The organism is Mesorhizobium sp. M1227, assembly GCF_040318315.1.
Lineage (GTDB): Bacteria > Pseudomonadota > Alphaproteobacteria > Rhizobiales > Rhizobiaceae > Mesorhizobium.
In genome coordinates this window covers 123,059-147,314 of sequence record NZ_JAMYLZ010000008.1, presented here as the reverse complement: position 1 = coordinate 147,314, position 24,256 = coordinate 123,059, and the positions used below count along the sequence as shown (strand labels likewise).

Genomic DNA, 24,256 nt, shown 5'->3' with positions numbered 1-24,256 from the left:
ACACGCGTCGTGAGAGGAAACTTGGCCCTAACATAGGGAGAGCGTCTCCCATTGCCAAGCATAACAGCAGGTCTCGGTTAAGCTTTCGCCCGTGGTAGGCCGGCATTGTGGCCGCCGAACGGCACGGCTGGAACGGGCGCCGCGCCAAGCAACGCGGCGACGGCATCGGCCGGCGCCAGATCGAAGGACGGCAGGAAACGGGCGAAGGGCGCGACTGCCGGATATGCGGCGACAGCCGCCTGCATCGGGCCTTCCCCGGGCAAACCCCGGCCTTCCCCGAGCAAACCGAGGCATTCGCCGTCCCGCCAGAGCGCCGGCTCGGCGGCCAAGGCGGCACGCACAAGGCTTGCCGGCGTGCCATGCCCGGCAATTGCCCGCTTTGCGGCAAGAGCCGCCCCGAGCGGTGCTACCAACAGCGGCGCGATCAACAATGCACCTGGGCTGTCGCCCAATGTGATCCGTCTGCGGCCGTCCCACAGGGCATTGCCGGAAACCGCAACAGCGGGCGGCAGATCGCGCAATTCGCGGTGCAGAAAGATGCCGGTACGCCGGGCATCGACCACGGTCCGCGACAATGTGGCACAAAGCGGCCCGGTGCGGAACCGGCCGAAAAGGGCTTCGCTGCGCGCCTGGTCGGGAAGGAAGGCGGTGCCGCCGGTCGCCGCCAGCAGGATGCGCAGCGCATAAATGGCCGACCGGCTGTCGGCGGCCGTCGCAAAATCCCGATCGAGCCGGACGAGGCCGGCGGCCGGCCTGGAGGCCAAGCTGCGGATCAGCATGGCCGCGCGATGTCCCAGCTGCTCACGCTCGACCGCCGCCTTTCTGGCCAGCGCCATAGCTTCAGCCATGCGAGGCGCATCGTCGCCTTCAACAAGTGCTGCGCGGACGCGCGGCCGCTCGAAAGCGGTGTCGGCATTGGTCGGATCTTCGATCCAGACAACCTGTTCACGCCGCAGGAATTCGCGCAGCTCAGCACGCCTTACGCCGAGCAGCGGCCGCACGATCCAGTGCCGCCACTCGTAGAGGGTTGCCGGCGCCATGCCGGCAAGGCCCCGCCCTTCCTCGCGCGGCCTCTCCTCACCTGGCCCGTCGTCACGTGCTTGCCTCATCAGCACGGTCTCGGCCTGGTCGTCGGCGGTGTGGCCGGTCAGGATCAGGCCGATGCCTGCCGCTTCGGCGGCCTCGGCGAGCAGCCGGTAGCGCGCCTCGCGCGCGGCGGCGGGCAGGCCGGTCGATGGTTTGTGCCCCGACCAGGCGAGGATGCGATGGGCAATGCCGCGCGCCGCGCACAGCCTGGCCACGGCTTGCGCTTCCGCTGCCGCTTGCGGCCGCAATTGATGATCGATCGTTACCGCCAGCAATTTCGTTGCCGGGGCGTTACGATCGAGATGGGCTTTGAGGAGGAGGAGAAGGGCGGTCGAGTCGCTGCCGCCGGACACGGCCGCAACAGCGCCGTTGGAAAAGTCGATCCGCGAAAAATCCGAAAGGTCAGGCTCGCTGTCGAGCGTCATGCATGTCGCCCAAGCGTGGGCCCGGTTTTGGGGCAACGACACGCAACGGAAAAACTAGCACGCCGCGAGTGCCCTTTCCTGCTTGACCCGCTCCTTGAGCGCGCCGGAAATATCGGGGTAGCGCTTGCCGATCTCGCTGAAAGTGGCACAGGCCACGTCGCGCTGCTTCAGCCCGACCAGTGAAACGCCGAGCTTCAGCAGCATGTCTGGCGCCTTCTTGGCCTTGGGATAGTCCTTGCTGGCAGCGAGGAAAGTCTCGGCCGCATCGCGGTATTTCTGCTGGCCGAGCAGCGATTCACCGAGCCAGTAATGCGCGTCCGCCGCCTTGGCGTCCCGGGGAAAACGGGCGATATGGTCGCGGAAGCCCTGTTCGGCGGTGCTGTAGTCGCCCGATAGGATGAACTGGTAAGAGTTGCGGTAAAGCTCCTCCGGATCGTTGGTCGACGGGAGTGCCGCAACCACCGTATCGTCGGATTTACCGGCCTTGTTGCCGGCTGCGCTGGCGCCGTTGGCTGGGGTCGTATTCTGCTGCGGCGCATTCGCTTGCGCATTGCCGTCGGCTTCAACGACATTGCCGTTTTTGTCGACGGTGATGGTGCCGAACGTCTTGGGCGGCGCGCCGGGGATCAGCTTGCCGGGATCGCCGTTGGGCGATTCGACGATGACGTCCTCGACGCTCTTATCGCCTGCTGGCGGCGCGTCCGCAGCGGCTGGAGCCGGCGTTGCCGGCGCCTCCGCCACGTTACCGTCGCCATTGGGGCTGTCGCTGCTGGGCGCGGCCTCGGACTTCTTCTGCTCCGCCGGCTGCTGCGCGCCTTGCGGACCGCCTTCCAGCTGCTGGAAGCGGAATTCGTTGTCTTCCTGCTGCTTGCGGATCTGCTCCTGCATCTGCAGGACCTGGAAATTGAGTTCCTCGATCTTGCCATTCATCTGCCGGAGCTGTTCCTCCAGCGCCGGAGTGCCGGTACCATCCTGTTGCGCGAATTGAACCTGATCCGGCTTTTTCTTTTCGCCGAAAATGCCGGGCAGTTTGATCGTCGGCAGGTGGAAGGAAAAACCGCTTTCCGATGACTGCCCGGTGCCGTTTGCCCCGTCAGCAAGTGTCGCGATACTTGATACGAGCAGCAGCGCAAGCGTGCCGCTCAAGACCGATCTGAAATGCATGTGCCTCTCGCCGTGAAACCGTTAGCCTGTTGCGCGCCCTTGCCAACCGAAGTGGCCAGGCGCCCTCGGCTCTTAACAGGACGTGAGACTTCGGCCAAATTTTGTTTGGAGCGGGCAGATATGAAAAAGGCGGCCTTTTGGCCGCCTTTCGCATCAAGTGTTGCATTTATGCCGATCAAGAACCGGCGCCGCCCAGCGTGGTTACGGCGCGGCGGTTCTGCGACCAGCAGGAGATGTCGTCGCAAACCGCGACCGGACGCTCCTTGCCGTAGGAAATGGTCTTCAGGCGCTGCGCCGAAACACCCTTGGCGACCAGGAAGTCGCGTGTGGCGGCAGCACGGCGGGCGCCGAGCGCCAGATTGTATTCGCGCGTGCCGCGCTCGTCGGCATGGCCTTCGATGACGATGGCATACTGCTTGTACTGGTTCAGCCACTGCGCCTGGCGCGACAGCGTCGTTTGCGCATCGGCGCGGATCGAGGACGAATCGGTGTCGAAGAAGATGCGGTCGCCGATGTTGACGGTAAAGTCCTGGGCCGATCCGGGCGTTGCCGCGCCGGCGCCGTTGAGGCCGAGATCGGCGGCGCTGTTCGGCGTCTTCTTCGAGGCGCAACCGGTGATCGCGAGCATCGCGACCAGCGCGATCATGACCGGGTTTGTGGTAAGTGCTGCGATACGGCCCATGCCGCCTCTCCTTCGCAATTCGAGTGATTTCATTGATCGTCCAGTAACCACGTTTGGGTTAACCGGCGCTCAAGAAACACGGTTAAAATTTGGTTTCGGCTGCCGTCCGCAACCGTTCTGCCGAGGGGCGACAATGAGCGCGGACCGTAGGCGGAAATGCGGCCAAAACATGAAAAAAGAGGGAATTGAGGAACTGAAGAACTGAGGAATTGAGGAATTGAGGAATCGAGGAATTGAGCAAAGAGATCACCTCAGCTTCTCTCTGAGATTGACCAGCACTCCGTAGATACGGGCATAGGATTGCAACCAATGGTCGCGTTGCGCCTGTGTGATGTACTCGAGGTCGAACGCATACGAAATCCAGGTCGCCACCTCACTGTATGATCCTATGGCCATCGAAATGAAGCGTGCGAATTCGGGCTTGGAGTGAGTCTGTTTAGCAAAGCCTTCGGCGAAATTGGCGCAGATCGCCTTGCTGGAACGACGTAGTTGATCGGCGAGCGCGTATTGCTCCATTTTCGGAAAAGCAAGCGTGGCTCTGTGTACCCCAAGGGAAACCGCATAGGCACGCTTATAGACTTCTAAATCCCTCGCGTGCTCGATGTAGACCCCTGCCTTCTCCATTCTTCAGTTCTTCAACTCTTCAGTTCTTCAACTCGTCAGTTCGTCAGTTCTTCAATTCCTCAGTTCTTCTTCCATCACTCCAGCGGCGGCGACCAGCTCCATTTTCGGAAAAGCAAGCGTGGCTCTGTGTACCCAAGGGAAACCGCATAGGCACGCTTATAGATCCCTCGCGTGCTCGATGTAGACCCTGCCTTCTCCATTCTTCAGTTCTTCAACTCTTCAGTTCTTCAACTCTTCAGTTCTTCAACTCGTCAGTTCGTCAGTTCTTCAATTCCTCAGTTCTTCTTCCATCACTCCAGCAGCGGCGACCAGGCCGGATCCGAGGCGAAGTTCGCCGTCGGGATCGACTGTTCGTTGCGGCCGGTGAGATCGACCGAAACAAGTTTTGGTCCACCATTGGAATCGCGGAAGAACATCAGCACCCGGCCGTTGGGCGCCCAGGTCGGCCCTTCCTGCTGAAAGCCGGTGGACAGGATGCGCTCACCCGAACCGTCGGTGCGCATGACGCCGATCTGGAATTCGCCGCCGGTCTGCTTGGTGAAGGCGATGAGATCGCCGCGCGGCGACCACACCGGCGTCGAATAGACGCCGTCGCCAAACGAGATGCGGGTCTGGCCCGAGCCGTCGGCGCCCATCACATAGATCTGCGCGCGGCCGCCGCGATCCGAGGTGAACACCACCTTGCTGCCGTCAGGCGAGTAGGACGGTGAGGTGTCGATGGCGGTCGAATTGGTGAGCCTGGTCGTCGAGCGGCTTCTCAGATCCATGGCGAAGATGTTGGAATTGCCGTCATCGCGCAGCAGGCTCATGATCACCTTCTGGCCGTCCGGCGAAAAGCGCGGCGCAAACGTCATGCCGGGGAAATTGCCGACCAGCTCGCGCTGCCCCGTCTCGATCTGCAGCAGGTACACCCGCGGCTGACCGCTTTCATAGGACATGTAGGTGATTTCCTGCCGGTTCGGCGAGAAGCGCGGCGTCAGCACGATCGATTTGCCGTTCGAGAGATAGCGGACGTTGGCGCCGTCCTGGTCCATGATGGCTAGCCGCTTCTTGCGCGCATTCTTGGCGCCGGACTCGTCGATGAAGACGACGCGCGTGTCGAAATAGCCCTTCTCGCCGGTTAGCCGCTCGTAGATCGCATCGGCGATGATATGGGCGACGCGCCTGGTATTGGCGTCGTTGGCGAAGAACTGCTCGCCCGACATCTGCTGGCCGGCAAACGTGTCCCACAACCGATACTGGGCGCGAATGCGGCCGTCAGCCTCCTTGCCGACACTGCCGGTGACCAGCGCCTGCGCATTGATCACCTTCCAGTCTTCGAAGCGCGGCGTTGCATCAGGGTTCGAGATCTTTTCGATGAAAGCGCTTTTGTCGATCGGCGCGAACAGGCCGGAGCGTTTCAGGTCGGCACTGACGATGCCAGAAATCTCGGCGCCGAGCGCATCGCCGCCCTGGAAGTCCGTGATGGCGATCGGCAACGGCTCGACATTGCCCTTATTGACGTTGAGCTCAACGAGCGCCCGCGCCGGCAGGGTGACAGCAACGGTCATACCCAGCGCCATCGCTGCGATCGTCAGGAGCGGCTTGAGGATGGATTTCATGTCTTCTCGCTTCTTTCGCTGATTCTGTGAGCGCCAGGCCTAAAGACCGAGCATCTCCCTGGGGTCAAAAGTGACCCGAACGTCGGACCAGATGTCTTGCTTGCCCGCCGGAACCTGCAAGCCGGCCACATCGCATTTCTGAACCGCGCGCACTGCACTTTCGTCAAACGGGCGGTTTCCGCTCGACTTTTCAACGCTCGGCCGGCCATCCAGCTTGCCGGAGGCGTCCAGATTAAACCGGACCACGACGACGAAATTCTCCGAACCCTCGAGCCCTGCCGGAAGCGTCCAGCAACCACCAAGCTGGGCCTCCAATGCCCCCTGCTCCGATTTCGAAAGCTTCTGGCCCTGATCCTTCTCGCCGCCGAGCGATGCCTGCTGGGTCGAGCGCTTGGCGCCGCCGCCGGACGGCTTCCGCTTGTCGAGCAGAGCCGAAATCTCGTCGGCGTTGAATTGCTTGTCGTCCGATTTCGGCCTGGATGAGGCTTCCTTGACCGGCTTGTCGGCGTCCTTGCGCTCCGGTGCCTTCGCGCTCTCGGCCTGGGCCGGCTGCGGCTTTGGCCGAGCCTCGGGTGCCGGCGCCGAGTCGGGAAGCTGCGCCTCCTCGGTTGGCGGTTGCTTGGCAATCGCCTCGGCGACGGCATCCGGCTTGACCTCGGGCTGCGGATCGATCGCGGCAGTCTTGTCCTGCGGCGGCGTGGGCGTCGGCTCCTTGGCCGGCGTCGGCTTGGGCTCGGTCTGCTTGACAGGTTCGGGCTTGACCTCTTCCTTCGGCTGCGGCACCGGCGCTATCTCCGTTGCGGGAATAGGCTTCGGCTTTTCCGGCGGCTTCGGTACGTCCTCGGGCTTGGGCTTTTCGACCGGCGTCGGCGCGGGTGGCGGAGCCGCCGTCATGTCGACCGGCTTGGGCTTGGCCTCGGGCGTCGGCGGCTTGTCGGTATCGATGCTGTTCTCGCCGACTTTCTGGGCATCGGGAACGATGTCGGGACGCTGTGTCGGCAGCGGCGCCGGCTTTTCGTGCATCACGGCTTTCTTGTCGCCTTGCAGGACCTGTGCCGTCGCTTCCATCGGCACGATCTCGACCGACACCGATTCCGCATCGGACGCAGGCATCGCAGGCGGCGAGGACAACGTGAACAGCCCGAAGGCGATCGCCACCGTATGCAAGATCACCGATGTGGTGAGGCCGGTCCTCATCTTGCGTCTACTGATCCTGTTCCTGCAGTGAAACCAGGCCGATATTCTTGTAGCCAGCAGCCGAGATGCGGGCCATCACCTTCATGGCAGTGCCATAGTCGGTGGACTTGTCACCCCTGATGAAAATGCGCTCGTCATAGCCGGTCTTCGAGATCGCCTGCAGCTTTGCCACCAGCTCCTCGATCGGGATCTCGGTTTCCTGGAGGTAGATCTGACCGGCCGAGTTGATGGACACGGTTATAGGCTGCGTATCGGCGTTCATCGCTTTGGCCTGGGTATCCGGCAGGTCGATCGGCACGCCGACCGTCAGCAACGGCGCCGCGACCATGAAGATGATCAGCAGCACCAGCATCACGTCGACCATCGGCGTGACGTTGATCTCCGATATCAAGGCGTGATGGCGGCCGCGCCGCCTGTGGCCGCGCCCGCCGCGTCCTCCGCCACCTGCGCTTACGGACATTCCCATGATCGTCCCTCAGGCCTTCTGCGCGACTTTTTCATCGATTTGGCGCGAGAGTATGGCGGAGAACTCATCCGCGAACCCTTCCATGCGTACCGCGATCTTGCTCGCGTCGGACGACAGCTTGTTATAGGCGATGACGGCCGGGATGGCGGCGAGCAGGCCGATGGCCGTCGCCAGCAGCGCTTCGGCGATGCCGGGCGCGACCACCGACAGGCTGGTGTTCTTCGAAGCGGCGATCGCCTGGAACGAGGTCATGATGCCGATCACGGTGCCGAACAGGCCGATGAAGGGCGCCGCCGAGCCGGTGGTGGCGAGGAAGCCGAGCCGCCCTTCAAGTTTTTCCATCTCGCGGGTCAACGCCAGATCCATAGCCTTGTCGATGCGGGTCTGCAGGCCGAGCGGCGATTTCGCGCCCTTCTCGAAGCTTTTCTTCCATTCGCGCATGGCGGCGACGAAGATCGCGCTCATGCCGGTCGTCTTGCGGTCGGCGAGCGTGCGGTAAAGCTCTTCCAGCGACTGCCCCGACCAGAACACCTGTTCGAAGCGATTGAGCGCCAGCCGCATGCGGGCATAGGCGACGAGCTTGTCGACGATGATCGCCCAGGTCCAGATCGAGGCACCAAGCAGCCCGATCATGACCAGCTTGACCACCCAACCGGCCTGCAGGAACAAGGCCCAAATCGATAAATGCGCGCCCGGGTCGGCGAGAGCGATGTTTTCCATGTTACGTCCTTAAAGATTTTCCGGGCGTGGCTGGCGGCTGGCCCATGGGCATCCCTTGTGGTCCGTTCGCGTTAAGCTTGCGGAATAACCCCAAATGCACCGTTGGCGGCCTTTTCGGGGCAAATATTGGTGAAAGGAAGGCACTTGGATTCTTCCAATCTTAACCAATCCCTTCATGGACCGTTATGGTTAAGGATGGGTTAGGACGTACAGCGCGGCGCATTGCCGCGCCCCGACGAGCCGCCCGGTGATGCTGGCCCCGGACGGGAGCTCCGGATCTTCCGCCTCTGAACTCTTATTTGCGCGTTCCGGGCATGAAGGCTGCCACCCAATCCTTGGGAAAGCGCCGCGGCCGGCCGTTCTCGCCGACGATCGCCGCTTCGACCCGCGCCTCGACCAGCACTTCGCTGCCGCGTTTCAACTGCTGCGCCATGACGATGCGGGCGCCGGAAATGTCTTCGGTGCGCGTATCGATGGTCAGGATGTCATCCATGCGGGCCGAACCGCGGAAATCGATCTCCATGCGCCGCACCACCCAGACTATTTTCTCGCCATGCTTGCCGTCGGCAAGCTCGGTGTGGTGGACGCCGGCCAGCCGCAGATAGTCGGACCGGCCGCGCTCGAAGAATTCGAGATAGCGCGCGTGGTAGACGACGCCGGAAAAATCGGTGTCTGCATAATAGACCCGCGCCATCAGTCGATGGCCGAATTCCGTCAGCGCGCCGGAAAGCCCGGCGGACAATGCCGATTCACCATGATCGTCCATTGCTGTCCTTTTGGCCCGATGGGCCCTGTTTCAAGCAACACCTGTTTTGCGCATAGACCGGCGATGATCAAGACCTGGACGGCGGGGCCAGGAACTGGCCAGCACCGAAGCCATAAGCAGCGGAACTTAGGGCTCTTCCTGGAACAGGCTGATCTGCTGCTGCGCCAGGTCCTTCGGGGCGTCGAGGCCGAGATGCCGCCAGGCATTGGCCGCCAGCACGCGGCCGCGCGGGGTACGCATGATGAAGCCTTGCTGGATCAGAAAGGGTTCGATGATGTCCTCGATGGCATCGCGTGGCTCGGAAAGCCCGGCAGCGATTGTCTCGATGCCGACCGGCCCGCCGCCGAAATTCCGGGCGATCATCGACAGATAACGGCGGTCGAGCGCGTCGAGGCCGAGCCCGTCGACCTCCAGCCGCGTCAGCGCCTCGTCGGCGACCTTGCGGTCGACATGACCGTCGCCGGCAACGCTGGCGAAGTCGCGCACCCGGCGCAACAGCCGGCCGGCGATGCGCGGCGTGCCGCGCGCCCGCCGGGCGATCTCCAAGGCACCGTCGTCGCCGAGCGGCATGGCAAGGATGCGGGCGCCGCGCCGCACGATCTGCTCGAGTTCCTCGACCGAGTAGAAATTGAGCCGCACCGGAATGCCGAAGCGGTCGCGCAGCGGGTTGGTCAAAAGGCCGAGCCGGGTGGTGGCGGCGACAAGCGTGAAGCGGGCCAGGTCGATCTTGACCGAGCGCGCCGCCGGCCCCTCGCCGATGATCAGGTCGAGCTGGAAATCCTCCATCGCCGGATAGAGGATTTCCTCGACCGCCGGGTTGAGCCGGTGGATCTCGTCGATGAACAGCACGTCGCGGTCTTCGAGGTTGGTGAGCAACGCCGCGAGATCACCGGCCTTGGCGATGACCGGACCCGAGGTCGAGCGGAAATTGACGCCGAGCTCGCGCGCCATGATCTGCGCCAGCGTCGTCTTGCCGAGGCCGGGCGGGCCGACGAACAGCACATGGTCGAGCGCTTCGCTGCGGCCCTTGGCGGCCTCGATGAACACTTTGAGATTGGCCCGCACCGCCGCCTGGCCGACGAAGTCGCCGAGCGTCTGCGGCCGCAAGGTCTGCTCGGCGTCCTCGCCGCGTCTGTCGGGAGCAATGAGGCGTGGCGAAAGGCTCATGCGCATACCGCCCGAAAGAAAAAGTTTGTATCGATACCGATCAACGTCACCCGGCACCCTCTCGTTCGTCGCCGTGCTCCTCGCCAACAACATGGCGGCCCACTGCATCTCTTACCACCGCATCGATCTGTTCCAGCGCAGCAGGCCCGTCAGGTGGATCGCCTAGAAATCCAGCGAGGTCGGCAAATTCGAGATTGCGCGGCGTTCCTATCAGGAGACCATCCACGACCGTCCACGCAACAGTATCGCCTGACTTGAGCGACAACTCGTTCCGGACTTTCTTTGGAATCGTAAGCTGCCCCCTGGAGGTCAAGCTTGCATATCCGACCATGCTCTTGTTCCTAGTCGGAATTTATTTGTCGGGCAACGTCTCACCGTGCCAGCTCCTTCAGCCCGAAGCGGATCAGCTTCGACGCGTCCGCCTCTTCGCCTGCCGTCTTCAGCGCCGCCGCCACTGCATTGGCGGCGGTGTCTCGCGAATAGCCGAGATTGACCAGCGCCGAGACGGCATCGGTGATCGGCGCCGAGGCGACGCCCTCGCCGAGCTCCTGCTTCAGGCCGATGGTGCCGGAGGCAGTGCCCGCATAGGCCGGCGCCTTGTTCTTCAATTCGGTGACGATGCGCTCGGCCACCTTCTTGCCGACGCCCGGCGCACGGCTGACCATGGCGATATCGCGCAACGCAATCGCATTGGCGAGATCGGCCGGCGCCAGCGTCGATAGGATGGCCAGCGCCACCTTGGCGCCGACGCCTTGCACATTGTTCATCAACAGCCGGAACCATTCGCGCTCCAGCACCGACTGGAACCCATAGAGCCGCAGCATGTCCTCGCGCACATAGGTCTCGATGAACAGCACCACCGCCTCGCCGGGCGGCGGCAACGCGGTAAGCGTGCGCGCCGAGCAATAGGCGACGTAGCCGACGCCATGCACGTCGACGATGCAGAAATCCTCGTCGATCTCGTCCAGCGTGCCTTTTAGCTTGCCGATCATTTGAGCGTGCCGATCATGCCGGGTGGGTTTCCGGAGAGATGATATCGAGGTCCGGGAAATAGCCGCGATAGCGCGCGGCATTGCGCGTCAGCAGGCGATGCCCAGCGACAACCGCATGGGCTCCAATAAAGAAATCCGGCAGCGTTCGTTCGCGGAGGCCGCCGGCGCGGCGATAGCGCGAATGTGTGACACCGGCGAGGAAGGCTGCTTCCCACGGCAGGAATTCGCGATCCATCTTGAGCATGTCGACTGCTTGGCGAAGGGCCTGTTCGGTCGCAATCAACGGCGCGAGCTCGGACCAGACGATTGCATTGATTACGAGTGCGCCGTCGCGCCGGCATGCGGTAATCGCGGATGCCGACCATTTCGTCTCCCGTCCGGCAGGACCCCAAACGTCGATCAGGACATTTGTGTCAATCAATGTCGAGATCTTCACGTGGGCCCCTCAGCCATTCCATATATTCGTTCGCCGTCATGTCTCCCAGATCCAGCGTACCGGCCATACGGCCGAGCATCTGGCTGAATCTGCGCGAGGCTTCCTCCTCCGACATGTTTTCGTCGACCGCAATAACACGAGCCCCGTCCTCGGTGGGGACGAACTCCACCTCCGAGCCCGGGCCGATACCCAGATGATCCCGTATTTCCTTCGGGATGGTCACTTGGCCCTTGGTGGTAACGCGCATGGTAATACCTCGTTGGTATTACTTATTGCCCACTGGAGAACAAGTCAAGAACATACTTATCCGGCCAGCGCCGCCATCCTGTAAGCGATGCTCTGCCGGTGATGCGCGTGACAGATGGCGATGGCCAGCGCGTCGGCGGCGTCATCGCTGTCGAAAGTCGCCTTCGGCATCAGCACCTTGACCATCATGTGGATCTGCTTCTTGTCGCCATGGCCGACGCCGATCACCGCCTTCTTGACGGCGTTTGGCGCATATTCGGCAACGACAAGGCCGGCACGCGCCGGCACCAGCATGGCGATGCCGCGTGCCTGGCCGAGTTTCAGCGTCGCTGCGGCGTCCTTGTTGACGAAAGTTTGCTCGACCGCCGCCTCCTGCGGCATCGCGGCATGCAGGACCTCGGCGAGCCCGTCATACAACTGGCAAAGACGCACCGCCAGGGCGGCCTTGTCGTCGGACCGCACCGTGCCGGAAGCGACGAAGCGCAGCGAATTGCCGAGGCTCTCGACGATGCCCCAGCCGGTGCGCCTCAGCCCCGGATCGATGCCGATGATGCGAATCGCTTCCCCCATCCGTCAAGTCTACCTTCGGGGGACAGCGATGCCAGCGAAATGTGAAACAAACCAGAAACAGCAACCGAGTCTGGTCTAGAGAATGTTTGAGAATTCGCTCTGGCGAGACAGATAGCGTGGTTTTCGAGAACCGGAGCGGAGCGTACATAAGTACGCGAGCACCGGAAGCGCAGAAGGCTGCGCTAGTCTAGTCGTTTGAATAACCGTTGGCGCGAGCGACAGACGGTCCTCTGATCCTTTGGCGGATGTGACAGCCATCTCGGTTTCAACCGCGCAATGCTGCCGCAACGACGCTCTCCAGTGGCGTTGTCGGTCGACCGATCAGCCGGCTCATGGCGCCGCCGTCATCGAACAACGCTCCGCGTGAGGCTGCAATGTCGGCATCGGCCAGGATAGCGGCGAGATCGGCGGGCAGCCCGGCGCCCGTCAACAGACCCTCATAGGCCGCCCCGGCAAGGTCGTTGTAGGCGATCGCCTTGCCCGATTGCCGCGAGACCTTCGCCGCAAGCTCGGCGAGCGTGAAGGCTTGGTCCGCGGCGAGCTCGTAAATCCTCCCTGCTTGATCCTCGCTCGTCAGCACCACGGCCGCGGCCTCGGCATAATCCTGCCGCGCCGCGGACGAGAAGCGCCCCTCATTTGCGGCGCCGATGAAGGCACCGTGCTCCAGAGCCGCCGGGAGCGCCATCAGATGGTTCTCGGTGTACCAGCCGTTGCGCAGGATGACGGCGGGTAGGCCGGAGGCCGCGATGACCTTCTCCGTCTGCCGATGTTCGACCGCGAGCCTCGCGGGAGACGTGTCCGCATGCAGCATGCTTGTGTAAGCGATCAGCGAAACCCCCACCCGTTGGGCGGCCTTGATCACTGACCGATGCTGCGGCAAGCGGCCGCTGACTTCGGTCGAGGAAATCAGCAGCAGTCTATCGACGCCGGCCAGCGCCATCGGGAGCGTGTCGGGACGATCATAGTCCGCCTCCCGCACGACTACGCCGCGTTGGACAAGATCGCTGGCCTTTGCCGGATCACGAACCGCCGCAACGATCCGGCTGGCCGGAACTGTCTTCAGCAGTGCGTCGATCACGAGACGGCCAAGCTGTCCTGTTGCTCCAGTTATTGCGTACATCGTTCTGTCCATTTCGTGGTTGGATGGATTGAGAGCCTCAGATAGCGGCTCTCGTTACCCGCGGAAACCACGTATCTTGTAGTTACCATCATTTTCCGGTAACCAACTGGAAACTCTCATGGAAGATGCGCGATGGTCCTCAGGATGCGAACGAAGGTGAAGGCGCTTCCCGGCTGCCCCATGTCGAGGTGCATGGCGCTGCTTGGCGGGTGCTGGACACCCGAGGTGCTCTGGTCCTTGAGCGACGGCCCGCGCCGGTTCTCCGAATTGCGCCGCGATATCCCAGCCATTTCGGCGAAGGTGCTGACCGGCAGGTTGCGCGATCTCGAGGAGCGTGGCGTCCTCGCACGCCACGTGATGCCGACATCGCCGCCGACCGTGGAGTATGAGCTGACGTCATTGGGGCAGGAGCTGCTCCCAGCGATCAGGTCTATCGTGGAGGTCGGATCGCGCCTGCTGCTGCGTGATTCTCCCCGCCTGATGATCGCGAGCCCGTCCCTTCGCGGTTAGTCTAGATGGCCGCCGGAGTAGAATTATGAAACGGTCTCTCAGCCGCGGGCGAAAGCCGTGTTGAGCAGCGTGATCTGGTCGGAGACCGGATTGAGGCGACGGCTCGACGGCGGCACCTCGGCAAGGCCGCCATAGATCTCCTCGTCCATCCGGCGCACCAGCGCCTGCAGCCGCAGCGAGCGGTTGACGAGATCGATGAAATCCTTCGGCAGCTCGGCCCAGCCGGGCGCCTCGTCATGCGCCGAGGCAGTGTCGAGACGCACCTTGGATTTTTCTGAGGCCACCTGATCGCGGGTCATCTCGCCGGAATTCGCCGCCCGCTGCAAAAGCAGCCACGAGGCGACCTGCATCAGCCTGGTGGTCAGCCGCATCGATTCGGCCGCATAAAGCGTCGCCGCCAGCCTCGACAGCTTCTTGGCCTCGGCGCGGCCCTTGCCGTCGAGATATTCGGCCGCCTGCTCGACCAGGCCCATGCCTTCCTGATAGAGCGGCTTGAAGGATTGGGAGAAAACCCGGCGCTCCGCCAGCTTGATGGTTTTCGCGCTCGCCTTCGAAGGCTCGTTCATCGCTACGCCCCTGCACTTGCCTGACAGCCGGCCGATTCGGCTCTTGGCCGCCATATCCGGCAGCCTAAACGACTGAAGCTTGAAAATGCGCTTCGCTGCCAGCGAAGGCAAGCACATGTTTAACAAACGGTTAACGGCCGCATTTAGCCGGGGTTAACGGCCGCATTTAGCCGGAAGGACGCCCATGCCGGCGCACAAAAAAAGAGCCGCGGATAAGGCGGCTCTCAGGAGTTTAACAGGGAGGCGTCAAACAAAGTGGCTCCAACCACTCGGTAAGAATCCAGATCACTGGATGGACATAGTAAACGCCTGTAAAGCTTAACGAAGCCTTAACGCAGGGCATATTTTTCGATCAAGCGCCCAGCATCTGTGCCGTAACAGCACAGCTGACTGGCCACGGCACCCGTTCCCACTACCGGCTGGAAAGTCGGGGCGACGCGCTTGCGCCATGTTTCCTCCAGATCGTGACCGACATATCGAAACAGATCCGCTCGCCGCGCGACATCGTTCCGAAACAGGCGCCGCGGTAAACGCCCGCTCCTCGCAACGAGGCGGAGCAAACCTTGCGCTCCGGCAAATCATCAAATCTCTCAAGGAGCGAATAATGGACTGGTACTCGGCCGTTAAATTTCTGCATGTCGTCTCGGCGATCCTCTGGGTCGGCGGCGGCTTCACGCTGATGCTGCTCGCGGTACGCGCCGACCGCGCCGGGAACGTCGAAGGCATGCTGCAGGCGATGCGCGCCACCGGCGAGCTCGGCAACCGGTTCTTCGCGCCGATGTCGATGCTGACATTGCTTTTCGGCCTCATCATGTGCGGCTTCTGGGTCGGCTTTTCCGATCTGTGGGTGCTGATCGGCCTTGCCGGTTATGCGACGACCTTCTGCATCGGCATGTTCATCTTCAAGCCGACTGCCGACCGCATGGCAGGCATGATCGCCAAGGAGGGTGTGACGCCGGCGGTGCTTGCCCAGGGCCAGCGCGTCCTCAGCGCCGCGCGCTTCGACTATTCGGTGATGCTGGTGATCATCGCGGACATGGTGCTGAAGCCGACGCTGCACGACATCACCATTCTGGGCTGCATGGCGCTCATACTGGCAACCGGCATTGCCCTGGCGCTTGGCAGGACGCGGCAGTTGCTGCCGAGTGCCGCCTGAGGTGTAAGGATATCCGGCGGCGGCCGAATGGGGCCGCCGTCTTACAGGAGGCCGGCGATGCCGTCCCACAGAAGCTTGACCGCGACGACCGCTACGGTCGCATAGGTGAAGGGATAGAACAGCTCCGGCCGCATCCGCCGCACCAGCCAGGCGCCGGCGATGGTCGACAGCGGCGCCAGCGGCATCAGCACCGCCGATGCGGTCAAATTGGTGGTGTCGAACTGGCCGAGCGCGAAATAGGGGATGAGCTTCAGCGCATTGGTGACGGCGAAAAAGATCGCCGCGGTGCCCGACAGCACCTTCGGATCGAGCCTGATCGGCAGCGCATAGACCTGAAAAGGCGGGCCGCCGACATGGGCGACGAAGCTGGTGAACCCGGCAACAGTACCCCAGAAGCCGGCGGCGACGCGGTTGGGCTCCGTCGCGTGGCCGGCACCGTGGCGGAGTTGCAAATAGAGCCAGCGCAGCACGAAGATCAGGGCAACCGCGCCGACGATCAGCCGCACCATCTCTTCGGTTACAAGTGCCGCCGTCAGCCAGCCAAGGGCGATGCCGATCACGGCGCCCGGCATCATGTCGGCCAGCATCTTGCGGTCGAAGATGCCCCACCACGTCCATACCGAGACAATGTCCATCAGGCACAGAATTGGCAGAAGAATTGCGGCAGCCTGAACCGGCGGCATGGTCAGCGCCATCAACGGCACGCCGACAAAGCCGACGGCGCCGCCGAAGCCGCCTTTCGACAGGCCGACGAGGATGACGGCCGGAATAGCCGCGGCATAGAACCAGGGATCGACGAGCAGGCCTGACATGGGGAAGGGACGCTGGAGGGAAAGTTGAACTCTGGAATAGACCAGAAATGGCCAGACCGCGACCGCAAATATGTGGGCCACGCCACCGAAACCCGTCACATGTTTGGCATGTCGAGCGGCGGCGGGCGTCTCCGGATCGGCTGCGCCTTGATGATGGCGGTGCTGGTTTCGGCCTTGTCGGCGATGCGATCGAGAATCCCGTCGAGCTCGCCGATCGAGCGGACGAACAGCCGGGCAACGAAGCAGTCATCGCCCGTCACCTTGTCGCATTCGCCGAATTCCGGGATTTCCTCGATCAGCTTCTGGACGATGTGCAGCTTGCCCGGCAATGGCCGGATGCGAACGATCGCCTGCAAGGCGTAGCCGAGCGCCTGCGGATCGATGTCGATGGTGAACGCGCGGATGACGCCGCGATCCTCTAGCCGCCGAAGCCGCTCCGAAACGCTTGGTGACGACAGCCCGACCTGCAGCGCCAGTTCCTTCAGCGAGGTCCGTGAATCCTTGACCAGGATATCGAGGAGCTTTCTGTCGAGCTCGTCCAGCATTTTACAATTCCAAGAAAAAGCCGATGTTTACCTAATTTAATGAGGTTCGTCCTGCATATCACCAGCTAGAAGCCATGGAAAGACCCGATCCGCTGTGGGATTATAAAATCTCAACGGGTTTCAGGAGCATCCATGGACAACACGGTACGCGGCACGATCGAAATGACGGCGGCGATGGCGATCCTCGGCACGATCGGCTGGTTCGTCGTCCTTTCCGGCCAGCCCATCATGGACGTGGTGTTCTGGCGCTGTGCTTTCGGGGCGGTAACGCTGCTGATCATCTGCGCGGCGCTGGGACTGCTGCGTGGCAGGCTGTCGCTTCGCATCGTCGCGATCGCGGCTCTTGGCGGTGCTGCCATCGTTATCAACTGGCTGTTGCTGTTCAGCGCGTTTTCCCGCGCGTCGATCTCGATCGCCACGGCCGTTTACAACACGCAGCCCTTCATGCTGGTGGGTTTTGGCGCGCTCTTCTTCTCCGAACGGCTGACGGTGACCAAGCTGACCTGGCTCGGCATCGCCTTCGCCGGCATGCTGCTGATCGTGCAGGCCGCGCCCGATGCAGGCGATCATGGTACGGATTACTTTACCGGCATTGCGATGGCGCTGGCCGCGGCTTTCTTCTGGGCCGTTGCGGCTATCGTCACCAAGAAGCTCAAAGGCACGCCGCCGCACCTGATCGCCCTGATCCAGGTCTGCGTCGGCGTTCTCATGCTGGCACCCTTCGCCAATCTCACCCACCTTCCCGCCGATGCGCGGAGCTGGGTCATGCTGGCGACACTCGGCATCGTCCATACCGGCCTGATGTACATCCTCATGTACGGTGCCATCCAGAAGCTGCCGACGCATCTGCAGGGGTCGCTGTCCTTCATCTACCCAGTCGTCGCCATCCTCGTCGACGTCGTCGCCTTCGGCCACCGGCTGCATCCGGCGCAGATCGTCGGCGCCGCCGCCATCCTGGTCGCCGCCGCCGGCATGAATCTCGGCTGGTCGCTGTGGAAATCGAAGGTGCCTGCGTAGGGGCCGCAAGCGACCGGCGGGGAGAATTTCGGCCAACGGCAGCCATGCGCCGAGCCCCATAAAATCGTTGACGGCAATCGTGATCCCCCTGCCGCCTGTTCAATCCCCGCACTTTGCTCTATGCCGCAATGCAACCATCTTCGCCCGGCATAGGCGATAACCGGGACCGAACACCAATGAATGACGCAACGCCGCCCAACCGCTGCCGTATCGTGCTGATCGCGCCGCCGAACGTGCCGGCCGAGCGCATCGCCGCGGCCTTCGAGGGCGGTGACGTCGCCTCGCTTATCCTGCCGGAAAACGGTATGGACGAGGCCTCTTTCCAAGCCTTTGCCGAGCAGATCGTGCCGGTGGCGCAAGCGGCCGGCATTGCCGTCATCATTGCCGGCGACACCCGCATCGCCGGCCGCGTCCAGGCCGACGGCATTCATGTCGAGGTCGGCAAGGACGAGCTCGCCGAAACGATCCAACACTTCCAGGCCAGGATGATGGTCGGCACCGGCGGCGCCAAGACCCGCGACGATGCGCTGGAACTCGGCGAGGTCAGGCCTGATTACATTTTCTTCGGCCGTTTCGGCTACGACAACAAGCCTGAGCCGCACCCGCGCAACCTGTCGCTCGGGCAATGGTGGGCGGACGTCATCCAGATCCCCTGCATCGTCATGGCCGGATCGGATCTTGCCTCGGTGGAAGCGGTCGCCGCCACCGGCGCTGAATTCGTGGCGCTGTCCAGCGCCGTTTTTGCCGACGGCGTCGATCCGAAGATGGCGGTTGCCGCCGCCAACGCGCTGCTCGACGAAACCGCGCCGCGCTTCGAGGACTGACGTGCTCTCGCGGAAAATCCTTTTCAGCGCCTTTCTCGCAACGGCCGTGACGCAGGCGATAGCGGCGGAACCCGTTCCTCTGCCGCAGCCCAGGCCGGATTCCAGCGAACCTGCCGACAAGCCGATCGCCGCACAATTGCCGCAGCCCGCCACCACCGCCCCGTTGCCGTCGGCCGACACCATCAACCCCGACCGCTTCGGCGCAAAGCCGTCCGATGCTGCCTACGGCGCCTTTCAGCGCGGGCTCTACAAAACGGCCTACAACCTTGCGCTTTCGCGCGCTCAAAACGGCGATCCGGCGGCACAGACGCTGGTGGCCGAGATATTGTCGCGCGGCCTCGGCGTGCCGGTCGACGCGGCAGGGGCGGCGAAGTGGTATGCGCTTGCCGCCGAGCAGGGCGTCCCGGAATCGCAATTCCAGTATGCGCTGATGCTGCTCGACGGCCGCTACGTCAAAAAGGACGAGAAGGAGGCCTATGCGCTGATGCAGGCCGCAGCCGAGGCCGGCAACCGCCTGGCGCAGTTCAATTTTGCGCAGCTGATGGTCGAACAGGAGCCCGGCGATGCCGGTATTGCCAAAGCCGTATCCTATTACGAGCGCGCTGCCGCGACCGGGCTTGCCGACGCACAATATGCGATGGCACAGGTCTACGCCAATGGCGCCGGCGGCAAGCCGCGCGACGATGTCCGCGCCCGCGGCCTGCTGGCACAGGCCGCGCGGCAGAACTACGACACGGCACAGATCGATCTCGCAACCTGGATGATCGAGGGGCGCGGCGGCGCCCGCGACCTGAAATCCGGCTTCAACTGGATGAAGCAGGCCGCCGAGGGCGGCAATGTCGCCGCCCAGAACCGTCTCGCCAAGCTCTACATGAACGGCATCGGCACCGACCCGGATCTGATCCTCGCCGGTGCCTGGTATGTTGTCGCCCGCCGCGCCGGGCTCATCGACCAAGAGATGGACGATTTCCTGCAGGGCCTGACCGACGAGCAGACGCAGCAGGCGCTACAACGGGCCAACCGCCTGCCCTGACCGCGGTCTCGCGACTCATTGCACCAGGCTCATCAGGCGGACTCATTGGGTATGATCGAGCACGACCTTGCCGAAGGGAGAGCCGTGTTCAAGGTACCGAAAGGCTTCGGCGGCCCGGCTCCATGGCACGACCCGGTCGATCACCGGTTTCAAACGGTTGACGGCGATAGCGCGGTTCATCTCTTCAAAGGATTCGCGTGAGCCCACCGGTATGCCTCGCGCCCTGACCTGCCGGCGGAAGATGTCGAGCGGGTTGATGGCGCCGTCACTGCCGCCGAGATAGCCGATGACGTTGATCTGGGCGCCGCGCGCCGCTGCCCTCAGCGATTGTGCAAAACTCTGCGGTCCGCCAACCTCGATGATATGGTCGGCGCCGCGGCCATCCGTCAATCCCAGCACGGCCGATGCCCAATCGGGGACGCTGCGATAGTTCACGCCGTCCTGCGCGCCAAGTTGCTTTGCCCGCGCAAGCCTCTCGTCGCTGCTCGACGTCACGATGACGCGCGCCCCGGCAGCGGCGGCGAACTGCACCGCAAACAGCGAAACGCCGCCGGTGCCGAGGCAAAGCACGGTGTCGCCGGGTTTGACGCTGCCCTCCGTAAACAGCGCATGCCATGCCGTCACGCCGGCGCATGGCAGCGTCGCCGCCTCGAGGTCGCTCAGATTGGCCGGCGCCAGCACCGCCGCCTGTTCGTCGAGCCGGGCAAATTCGCTGAGCAGCCCGTCGATCGGGCCGCCGCGTTGATAGGAGGGCTCGGCCATGGCGAAACTGCCGCCGACCCAGCGCTGCCAGAACGTGGCGCAGACCCGGTCGCCGATCTTGAACCGGCTGACCTCGGCGCCGATGGCAACGACTTCGCCGACGCCGTCCGACAGCGGCACCAGCGGCAAGGCAAACTTCGTGTGATAGCTGCCGCGGACGATCTCGGCATCGCGGTAGTTCAGCGCCGTCGCCTTGACCTTCACAATCATCTCCTGGCGCCCTGGCTCAGGCATCGGCCGCTCGATCATTCTGAGGTTCTCGAGGCCGCCCGGGCTCTGCAATTCGATCGCCTTCATCGTCGTTCCTTTCCGGCTGGGTCCTGCCAGAGGAAAATCGCTTGCCATCCACCGGATTTCAAATTCATAATGTTCAGCATAATTATGCTTCTGTGACATGTTCGGGTGTGTCGTGCTTGAAGAACTGAAAACACTGGCCCTCTTTGCCGAGGAGGGTTCGATTCAGAAGGTGGCTCGACGCCTGCCGTTGACGCAGCCGGCCGTCACCCGCCAGATCCAGCGGCTGGAGGAGGTGCTCGGCACGGAATTGCTCGACCGCCGGCTAAAGCCGTCGCGACTGACCCCGGCCGGCGTAGAGGTGCTGGCACGCGGCAAGGACATTCTCGCCGCCGTCGACGCGCTGAGATCATTCGCCAAGGGCAACGAGCCGGAGGGCCTGCTGCGGCTCGGCCTCGCGCATGGACTTTGCGACAAAGCCGTGGCCGCCGCCATTGCTGATGCCGTGGCGCGGTTTCCGAAGGTTTCGCTGCGTCTGAAGAGCGGCTGGAGTCTTGAGCTGGCCGACCAGCACAAGCGCGGACAGCTCGACCTCGCCTTCATCCTGGACGGCAGCAATTCCAAAACTGGAGACGGCGTTGTCGGAACCGAGCCCCTCGGCATCATCGCTGCCGAAAACACCAGTCGGCAAGCCGACGTCAAGACCATGCCCTGGGTCCTCAGCCCTGAACCCTGCGACGCGCGCCGGCGGCTGGCGGCTGCCCTGGCCGAGGACGGCCACAGGTTGATGGTCGGCGCCGAGATTCAGGACAGCGCGCTGCAGATCGACTGGGTTCGTCGAGGCCAAGGCCTTGGCCTGTTGCCCAGGCGGCTGCTGCGGGAAAAGCTGCCGGAGGGCATTGCCCTGGTCGACGCTCCCGGCCTCGAGCTGTCGCTGCGAATTGTCGTCTTGCGTTCGCCGCATCTGCATCTTTTGAGAGAGGTCGCCGACGCAGTGACCGAGGCCGTCACCGCGACTGTCAGGGCGGACTGAGGCCGCCACGCCGCGCTGCCGGGCCAGCTTCGTTCCCGCTTCATCGGAAGGCGCTCCTTGCCTCTGCTGGCGATTTGTGGTCTTGGAGGCGCCAAATTGCCCTTTGCGGCGATCATCTCATTTCCGGATCACCTCACCATGGCCAAGATCAATGGCAACGAAATCCGTCCCGGCAACGTCATCGAGCATGATGGCGGCCTTTGGGTGGCGGTCAGGACCAACACCGTCAAGCCCGGCAAGGGCGGCGCCTACAACCAGGTCGAACTCAAGAACCTGATCAACGGCACCAAGCTCAACGAGCGCTTCCGTTCGGCCGAGACGGTCGAGCAGATCCGGCTCGATCTGAAGGATTTTTCCTTCCTCTACGAGCAGGGCGACGCGCTGGTGTTCATGGACACCGAAAGCTACGAGCAGCTCGAATTGCAAAAGGAGTTCGTCGGCGATCGCGCCGCCTTCCTGCAGGACGGCATGATGGTGACGGTCCAGCTCTATGACGAAAGGCCGATCGGCATTTCGCTGCCCGACCAGGTGACGCTGACCATCACCGAGGCCGACCCGGTGGTGAGGGGCCAGACGGCAGCCTCGTCCTACAAGCCGGCGATACTCGAAAACGGCATCCGCGTGCTGGTGCCGCCGTTCATCGGCTCGGGCGAGCGCATCATCGTCGATACCAACGAAATCACTTACGTGCGCCGCGCCGACTAAGGCGTGATCCCAAAGAGTTGCAGACTTTTTGGATAAGATCATGCGTCAAGGCAAATAGGCGCAGCGACAGGAAGAACAGCAATGGCGCGTTCCGCGATCCTCAATGTCATGGTCCAGGCCGCAATGAAGGCCGGCCGCTCGCTGTCGCGTGACTTCGGCGAAGTGCAGAACCTGCAGGTCTCGATGAAGGGGCCGGGCGACTATGTCAGCCAGGCCGACCGCAAGGCCGAAGACATCGTCTTTGCCGAACTCTCCAAGGCGCGGCCCGGCTACGCCTTCCTGATGGAGGAACGCGGCGTGATCGAGGGCGACGACGGCCAGCACCGCTGGATCGTCGACCCGCTCGACGGCACCACCAATTTCCTGCACGGCATTCCGCTCTTTGCCGTTTCGATCGCGCTGGAGCGCCAGGGCCAGATCGTCGCCGGCGTCGTCTACAATCCGGCGATGGATGAGCTCTATACCGCCGAGCGCGGCGGCGGCGCTTTCATGAACGACCGCCGGCTGCGCGTCGCCGGCCGCACCAAGCTGGTCGATGCGGTGATCGGCTGCGGCATGCCGCATCTCGGGCGTGGCCAGCACGGCAATTTCCTCATCGAGTTGCGCAATGTCATGGCCGAGGTCTCTGGCGTCCGCCGTCTCGGCTCCGCCTCGCTCGATCTTGCCTACGTCGCCGCCGGCCGCATGGACGGGTTCTGGGAAACCGGCCTGTCGGCCTGGGATGTCGCCGCCGGCATTTTGCTGATCCGCGAGGCGGGCGGTTTCGTCTCCGATTTCGCCGGGGGACAGGATGTGCTGAACGCCGGTTCACTGGTCGCCGGCAACGAACTCATCCAGCGCGCGCTGTTGAAGACTATCAAAAAGCCACTCTCAGTCGGCTGATAGAGGCACGCCGCGCTGAACCGCCGCAGTCGCAAAACCGCAACCAAAGCTTGAAATACTGTCCCGCGGCCGCCCAGATAAGGTGGCGCAGGATCATCGATGACGAACAGCCGGCCCCAACCCCAGAGCGAACTCTCCCAGCTCGACATTCCCTTCATGGGGCGCTGGCATTACTCGCGCGCCGAGATCATCGCCGACGGCATTGTCCACGCCGTGGGCATCGTGCTAGCGATCGCTGCCGGCTCGACGCTGCTGGCACTGGCCGCCTATCGAACCGGCCCCGGCGAATACGTCGCCGCCGCCTTCTATGTAGTCTCGCTGCTCACCGTGCTGTCGGTTTCGCTGGCCTATAATGTCTGGCCGGTCTCGTCGCCGGCGAAATGGATATTGCGGCGCTTCGATCATGCCGCGATCTATCTGCTGATCGCTGCCACCTACACGCCTTTCCTGGCCCAGCTCGGCGGCTCGCCGCTGGCCGTTTCCATGATCGTCCTGGTCTGGACCGCCGCGGCGGTCGGCATCGCCATCAAGGTCTTTCTTCCCGGCCGTTTCGACCGGCTGGCGATCGTCTTCTACCTAGCCATCGGCTGGAGCGGTATCGTTCTGGTGGAGCCGCTCGTGCGGACGCTGCCGGCGACATCGATCGCGCTCATCGTTGCCGGCGGCATCGTCTACTCCTGTGGCGTGATCTTCTTCGCCTGGAAGGGCCTGCGCTTCCACAATGCGCTGTGGCATGGCTTTGTCGTCACCGGCGCCGGCCTGCATCTGGCCGCCATGGTCGACTGCCTGGTCATCAACCGGCTTTGACCTCCGGTCGCGGACAGTGGCAATATTGCCAAGCGCCATTCAATTTCGTCACAATTCCGTTTAGAGTCGCAAACACAAATTGATCGGCGGCGACGGCATCGGAAACGG

29 protein-coding genes are annotated in these 24,256 nt (G+C 63.2%); 9 read left to right on the top strand and 20 right to left on the bottom strand.

All coding sequences use genetic code 11. The features are described from left to right. Nucleotides 1-77: 77 nt before the first annotated feature. The 16 genes from tilS to NKH28_RS13440 all read right to left on the bottom strand — a co-directional run bounded on the left by tilS (nucleotide 78) and on the right by NKH28_RS13440 (nucleotide 13,262). On the bottom strand, nucleotides 78-1,511 hold the full coding sequence (gene tilS / locus NKH28_RS13515; RefSeq protein WP_352979162.1) for a tRNA lysidine(34) synthetase TilS: 1,434 nt from the start codon (nucleotides 1,509-1,511) through the stop codon (nucleotides 78-80). A gap of 54 nt (nucleotides 1,512-1,565) precedes the next feature. Then, complete coding sequence (gene ybgF, locus NKH28_RS13510; protein WP_352979160.1) at nucleotides 1,566-2,675, bottom strand: tol-pal system protein YbgF; 1,110 nt, start codon at nucleotides 2,673-2,675, stop codon at nucleotides 1,566-1,568. 175 nt (nucleotides 2,676-2,850) lie between these two features. Beyond that, nucleotides 2,851-3,357 carry a peptidoglycan-associated lipoprotein Pal gene (pal, locus tag NKH28_RS13505; protein ID WP_023677992.1) on the bottom strand — a complete coding sequence of 169 codons (507 nt, stop codon included), beginning with the start codon at nucleotides 3,355-3,357 and terminating at the stop codon, nucleotides 2,851-2,853. A 246-nt stretch (nucleotides 3,358-3,603) separates the two neighbouring features. Continuing rightward, entirely contained in the window at nucleotides 3,604-3,981 is a 378-nt protein-coding gene (locus tag NKH28_RS13500) for a four helix bundle protein (RefSeq protein ID WP_352979159.1), read from the bottom strand. Between the two features lie 290 nt (nucleotides 3,982-4,271). Next, nucleotides 4,272-5,543: a Tol-Pal system beta propeller repeat protein TolB gene (tolB, locus tag NKH28_RS13495; protein WP_245274748.1), complete on the bottom strand. Its 1,272-nt coding sequence runs from the start codon at nucleotides 5,541-5,543 to the stop codon at nucleotides 4,272-4,274. Between the two features lie 78 nt (nucleotides 5,544-5,621). Continuing rightward, nucleotides 5,622-6,779 (bottom strand): cell envelope integrity protein TolA, encoded by a 1,158-nt coding sequence (tolA, locus tag NKH28_RS13490; protein WP_352979157.1) that lies wholly within the window; start codon nucleotides 6,777-6,779, stop codon nucleotides 5,622-5,624. Nucleotides 6,780-6,786: 7 nt separating this feature from the next. Further along, nucleotides 6,787-7,245: a protein TolR gene (tolR, locus tag NKH28_RS13485; protein ID WP_352522864.1), complete on the bottom strand. Its 459-nt coding sequence runs from the start codon at nucleotides 7,243-7,245 to the stop codon at nucleotides 6,787-6,789. 9 nt (nucleotides 7,246-7,254) lie between these two features. After that, nucleotides 7,255-7,965 (bottom strand): protein TolQ, encoded by a 711-nt coding sequence (gene tolQ, locus NKH28_RS13480; RefSeq protein WP_352979155.1) that lies wholly within the window; start codon nucleotides 7,963-7,965, stop codon nucleotides 7,255-7,257. 295 nt (nucleotides 7,966-8,260) lie between these two features. Beyond that, on the bottom strand, nucleotides 8,261-8,731 hold the full coding sequence (gene ybgC, locus NKH28_RS13475; protein ID WP_352471199.1) for a tol-pal system-associated acyl-CoA thioesterase: 471 nt from the start codon (nucleotides 8,729-8,731) through the stop codon (nucleotides 8,261-8,263). A gap of 126 nt (nucleotides 8,732-8,857) precedes the next feature. Further along, nucleotides 8,858-9,898, bottom strand: coding sequence for a Holliday junction branch migration DNA helicase RuvB (gene ruvB / locus NKH28_RS13470; RefSeq protein ID WP_023677999.1), 1,041 nt, complete (start codon nucleotides 9,896-9,898; stop codon nucleotides 8,858-8,860). Nucleotides 9,899-9,944: 46 nt separating this feature from the next. Beyond that, complete coding sequence (locus NKH28_RS13465; protein WP_023678000.1) at nucleotides 9,945-10,229, bottom strand: AbrB/MazE/SpoVT family DNA-binding domain-containing protein; 285 nt, start codon at nucleotides 10,227-10,229, stop codon at nucleotides 9,945-9,947. Between the two features lie 40 nt (nucleotides 10,230-10,269). Then, complete coding sequence (gene ruvA / locus NKH28_RS13460; RefSeq protein ID WP_352613383.1) at nucleotides 10,270-10,890, bottom strand: Holliday junction branch migration protein RuvA; 621 nt, start codon at nucleotides 10,888-10,890, stop codon at nucleotides 10,270-10,272. Between the two features lie 13 nt (nucleotides 10,891-10,903). Further along, nucleotides 10,904-11,326, bottom strand: a complete 423-nt coding sequence (locus tag NKH28_RS13455) for a type II toxin-antitoxin system VapC family toxin (RefSeq protein ID WP_352613381.1) — start codon at nucleotides 11,324-11,326, stop codon at nucleotides 10,904-10,906. Further along, entirely contained in the window at nucleotides 11,304-11,573 is a 270-nt protein-coding gene (locus NKH28_RS13450) for an AbrB/MazE/SpoVT family DNA-binding domain-containing protein (protein ID WP_352979152.1), read from the bottom strand. The genes NKH28_RS13455 and NKH28_RS13450 overlap by 23 nt, the downstream gene beginning before the upstream one ends. A gap of 56 nt (nucleotides 11,574-11,629) precedes the next feature. Further along, the gene (gene ruvC / locus NKH28_RS13445; RefSeq protein WP_352613377.1) at nucleotides 11,630-12,142 is read right to left on the bottom strand and encodes a crossover junction endodeoxyribonuclease RuvC; all 513 of its coding nucleotides are present in this window, start codon (nucleotides 12,140-12,142) and stop codon (nucleotides 11,630-11,632) included. A 265-nt stretch (nucleotides 12,143-12,407) separates the two neighbouring features. Beyond that, nucleotides 12,408-13,262, bottom strand: a complete 855-nt coding sequence (locus tag NKH28_RS13440) for an SDR family oxidoreductase (RefSeq protein ID WP_352979150.1) — start codon at nucleotides 13,260-13,262, stop codon at nucleotides 12,408-12,410. Nucleotides 13,263-13,454: 192 nt separating this feature from the next. Between NKH28_RS13440 and NKH28_RS13435 the strand changes: the two genes are divergently transcribed. After that, nucleotides 13,455-13,772: a winged helix-turn-helix transcriptional regulator gene (locus NKH28_RS13435; RefSeq protein WP_245274745.1), complete on the top strand. Its 318-nt coding sequence runs from the start codon at nucleotides 13,455-13,457 to the stop codon at nucleotides 13,770-13,772. A 38-nt stretch (nucleotides 13,773-13,810) separates the two neighbouring features. On the opposite strand, the gene rcdA is transcribed toward NKH28_RS13435, so the two are convergent. Then, nucleotides 13,811-14,338: a protease adaptor protein RcdA gene (rcdA, locus tag NKH28_RS13430; protein ID WP_352450833.1), complete on the bottom strand. Its 528-nt coding sequence runs from the start codon at nucleotides 14,336-14,338 to the stop codon at nucleotides 13,811-13,813. Between the two features lie 604 nt (nucleotides 14,339-14,942). Between rcdA and NKH28_RS13425 the strand changes: the two genes are divergently transcribed. Beyond that, nucleotides 14,943-15,494 carry a DUF2269 family protein gene (locus tag NKH28_RS13425; protein ID WP_352768354.1) on the top strand — a complete coding sequence of 184 codons (552 nt, stop codon included), beginning with the start codon at nucleotides 14,943-14,945 and terminating at the stop codon, nucleotides 15,492-15,494. Between the two features lie 41 nt (nucleotides 15,495-15,535). On the opposite strand, the gene NKH28_RS13420 is transcribed toward NKH28_RS13425, so the two are convergent. Continuing rightward, on the bottom strand, nucleotides 15,536-16,306 hold the full coding sequence (locus NKH28_RS13420; protein WP_352569590.1) for a sulfite exporter TauE/SafE family protein: 771 nt from the start codon (nucleotides 16,304-16,306) through the stop codon (nucleotides 15,536-15,538). Nucleotides 16,307-16,401: 95 nt separating this feature from the next. Continuing rightward, entirely contained in the window at nucleotides 16,402-16,851 is a 450-nt protein-coding gene (locus NKH28_RS13415) for an Lrp/AsnC family transcriptional regulator (RefSeq protein ID WP_023678010.1), read from the bottom strand. Between the two features lie 132 nt (nucleotides 16,852-16,983). Between NKH28_RS13415 and NKH28_RS13410 the strand changes: the two genes are divergently transcribed. The 3 genes from NKH28_RS13410 (at nucleotide 16,984) to NKH28_RS13400 (ending at nucleotide 19,725) form a co-directional block, all read left to right on the top strand. Further along, on the top strand, nucleotides 16,984-17,868 hold the full coding sequence (locus NKH28_RS13410) for a DMT family transporter (RefSeq protein WP_352540309.1): 885 nt from the start codon (nucleotides 16,984-16,986) through the stop codon (nucleotides 17,866-17,868). A gap of 176 nt (nucleotides 17,869-18,044) precedes the next feature. Beyond that, nucleotides 18,045-18,692, top strand: coding sequence for a thiamine phosphate synthase (locus tag NKH28_RS13405; RefSeq protein ID WP_352613369.1), 648 nt, complete (start codon nucleotides 18,045-18,047; stop codon nucleotides 18,690-18,692). Between the two features lies 1 nt (nucleotide 18,693). Next, entirely contained in the window at nucleotides 18,694-19,725 is a 1,032-nt protein-coding gene (locus tag NKH28_RS13400) for a tetratricopeptide repeat protein (RefSeq protein WP_023678013.1), read from the top strand. A 42-nt stretch (nucleotides 19,726-19,767) separates the two neighbouring features. Here the strand turns inward: NKH28_RS13400 and NKH28_RS13395 are convergent, their stop codons facing one another. Then, the gene (locus NKH28_RS13395) at nucleotides 19,768-20,832 is read right to left on the bottom strand and encodes a zinc-dependent alcohol dehydrogenase family protein (protein WP_352979147.1); all 1,065 of its coding nucleotides are present in this window, start codon (nucleotides 20,830-20,832) and stop codon (nucleotides 19,768-19,770) included. Between the two features lie 64 nt (nucleotides 20,833-20,896). On the opposite strand from NKH28_RS13395, the gene NKH28_RS13390 reads away from it, so the two are divergent. The 4 genes from NKH28_RS13390 to trhA all read left to right on the top strand — a co-directional run bounded on the left by NKH28_RS13390 (nucleotide 20,897) and on the right by trhA (nucleotide 24,148). Then, nucleotides 20,897-21,754 (top strand): LysR family transcriptional regulator, encoded by an 858-nt coding sequence (locus NKH28_RS13390; RefSeq protein WP_352613364.1) that lies wholly within the window; start codon nucleotides 20,897-20,899, stop codon nucleotides 21,752-21,754. 138 nt (nucleotides 21,755-21,892) lie between these two features. Then, entirely contained in the window at nucleotides 21,893-22,459 is a 567-nt protein-coding gene (gene efp, locus NKH28_RS13385; RefSeq protein ID WP_023678016.1) for an elongation factor P, read from the top strand. Between the two features lie 81 nt (nucleotides 22,460-22,540). Next, nucleotides 22,541-23,341, top strand: coding sequence for an inositol monophosphatase family protein (locus NKH28_RS13380; RefSeq protein ID WP_352540313.1), 801 nt, complete (start codon nucleotides 22,541-22,543; stop codon nucleotides 23,339-23,341). 99 nt (nucleotides 23,342-23,440) lie between these two features. Further along, the gene (gene trhA, locus NKH28_RS13375) at nucleotides 23,441-24,148 is read left to right on the top strand and encodes a PAQR family membrane homeostasis protein TrhA (RefSeq protein WP_023678018.1); all 708 of its coding nucleotides are present in this window, start codon (nucleotides 23,441-23,443) and stop codon (nucleotides 24,146-24,148) included. Nucleotides 24,149-24,256 lie beyond the last annotated feature (108 nt).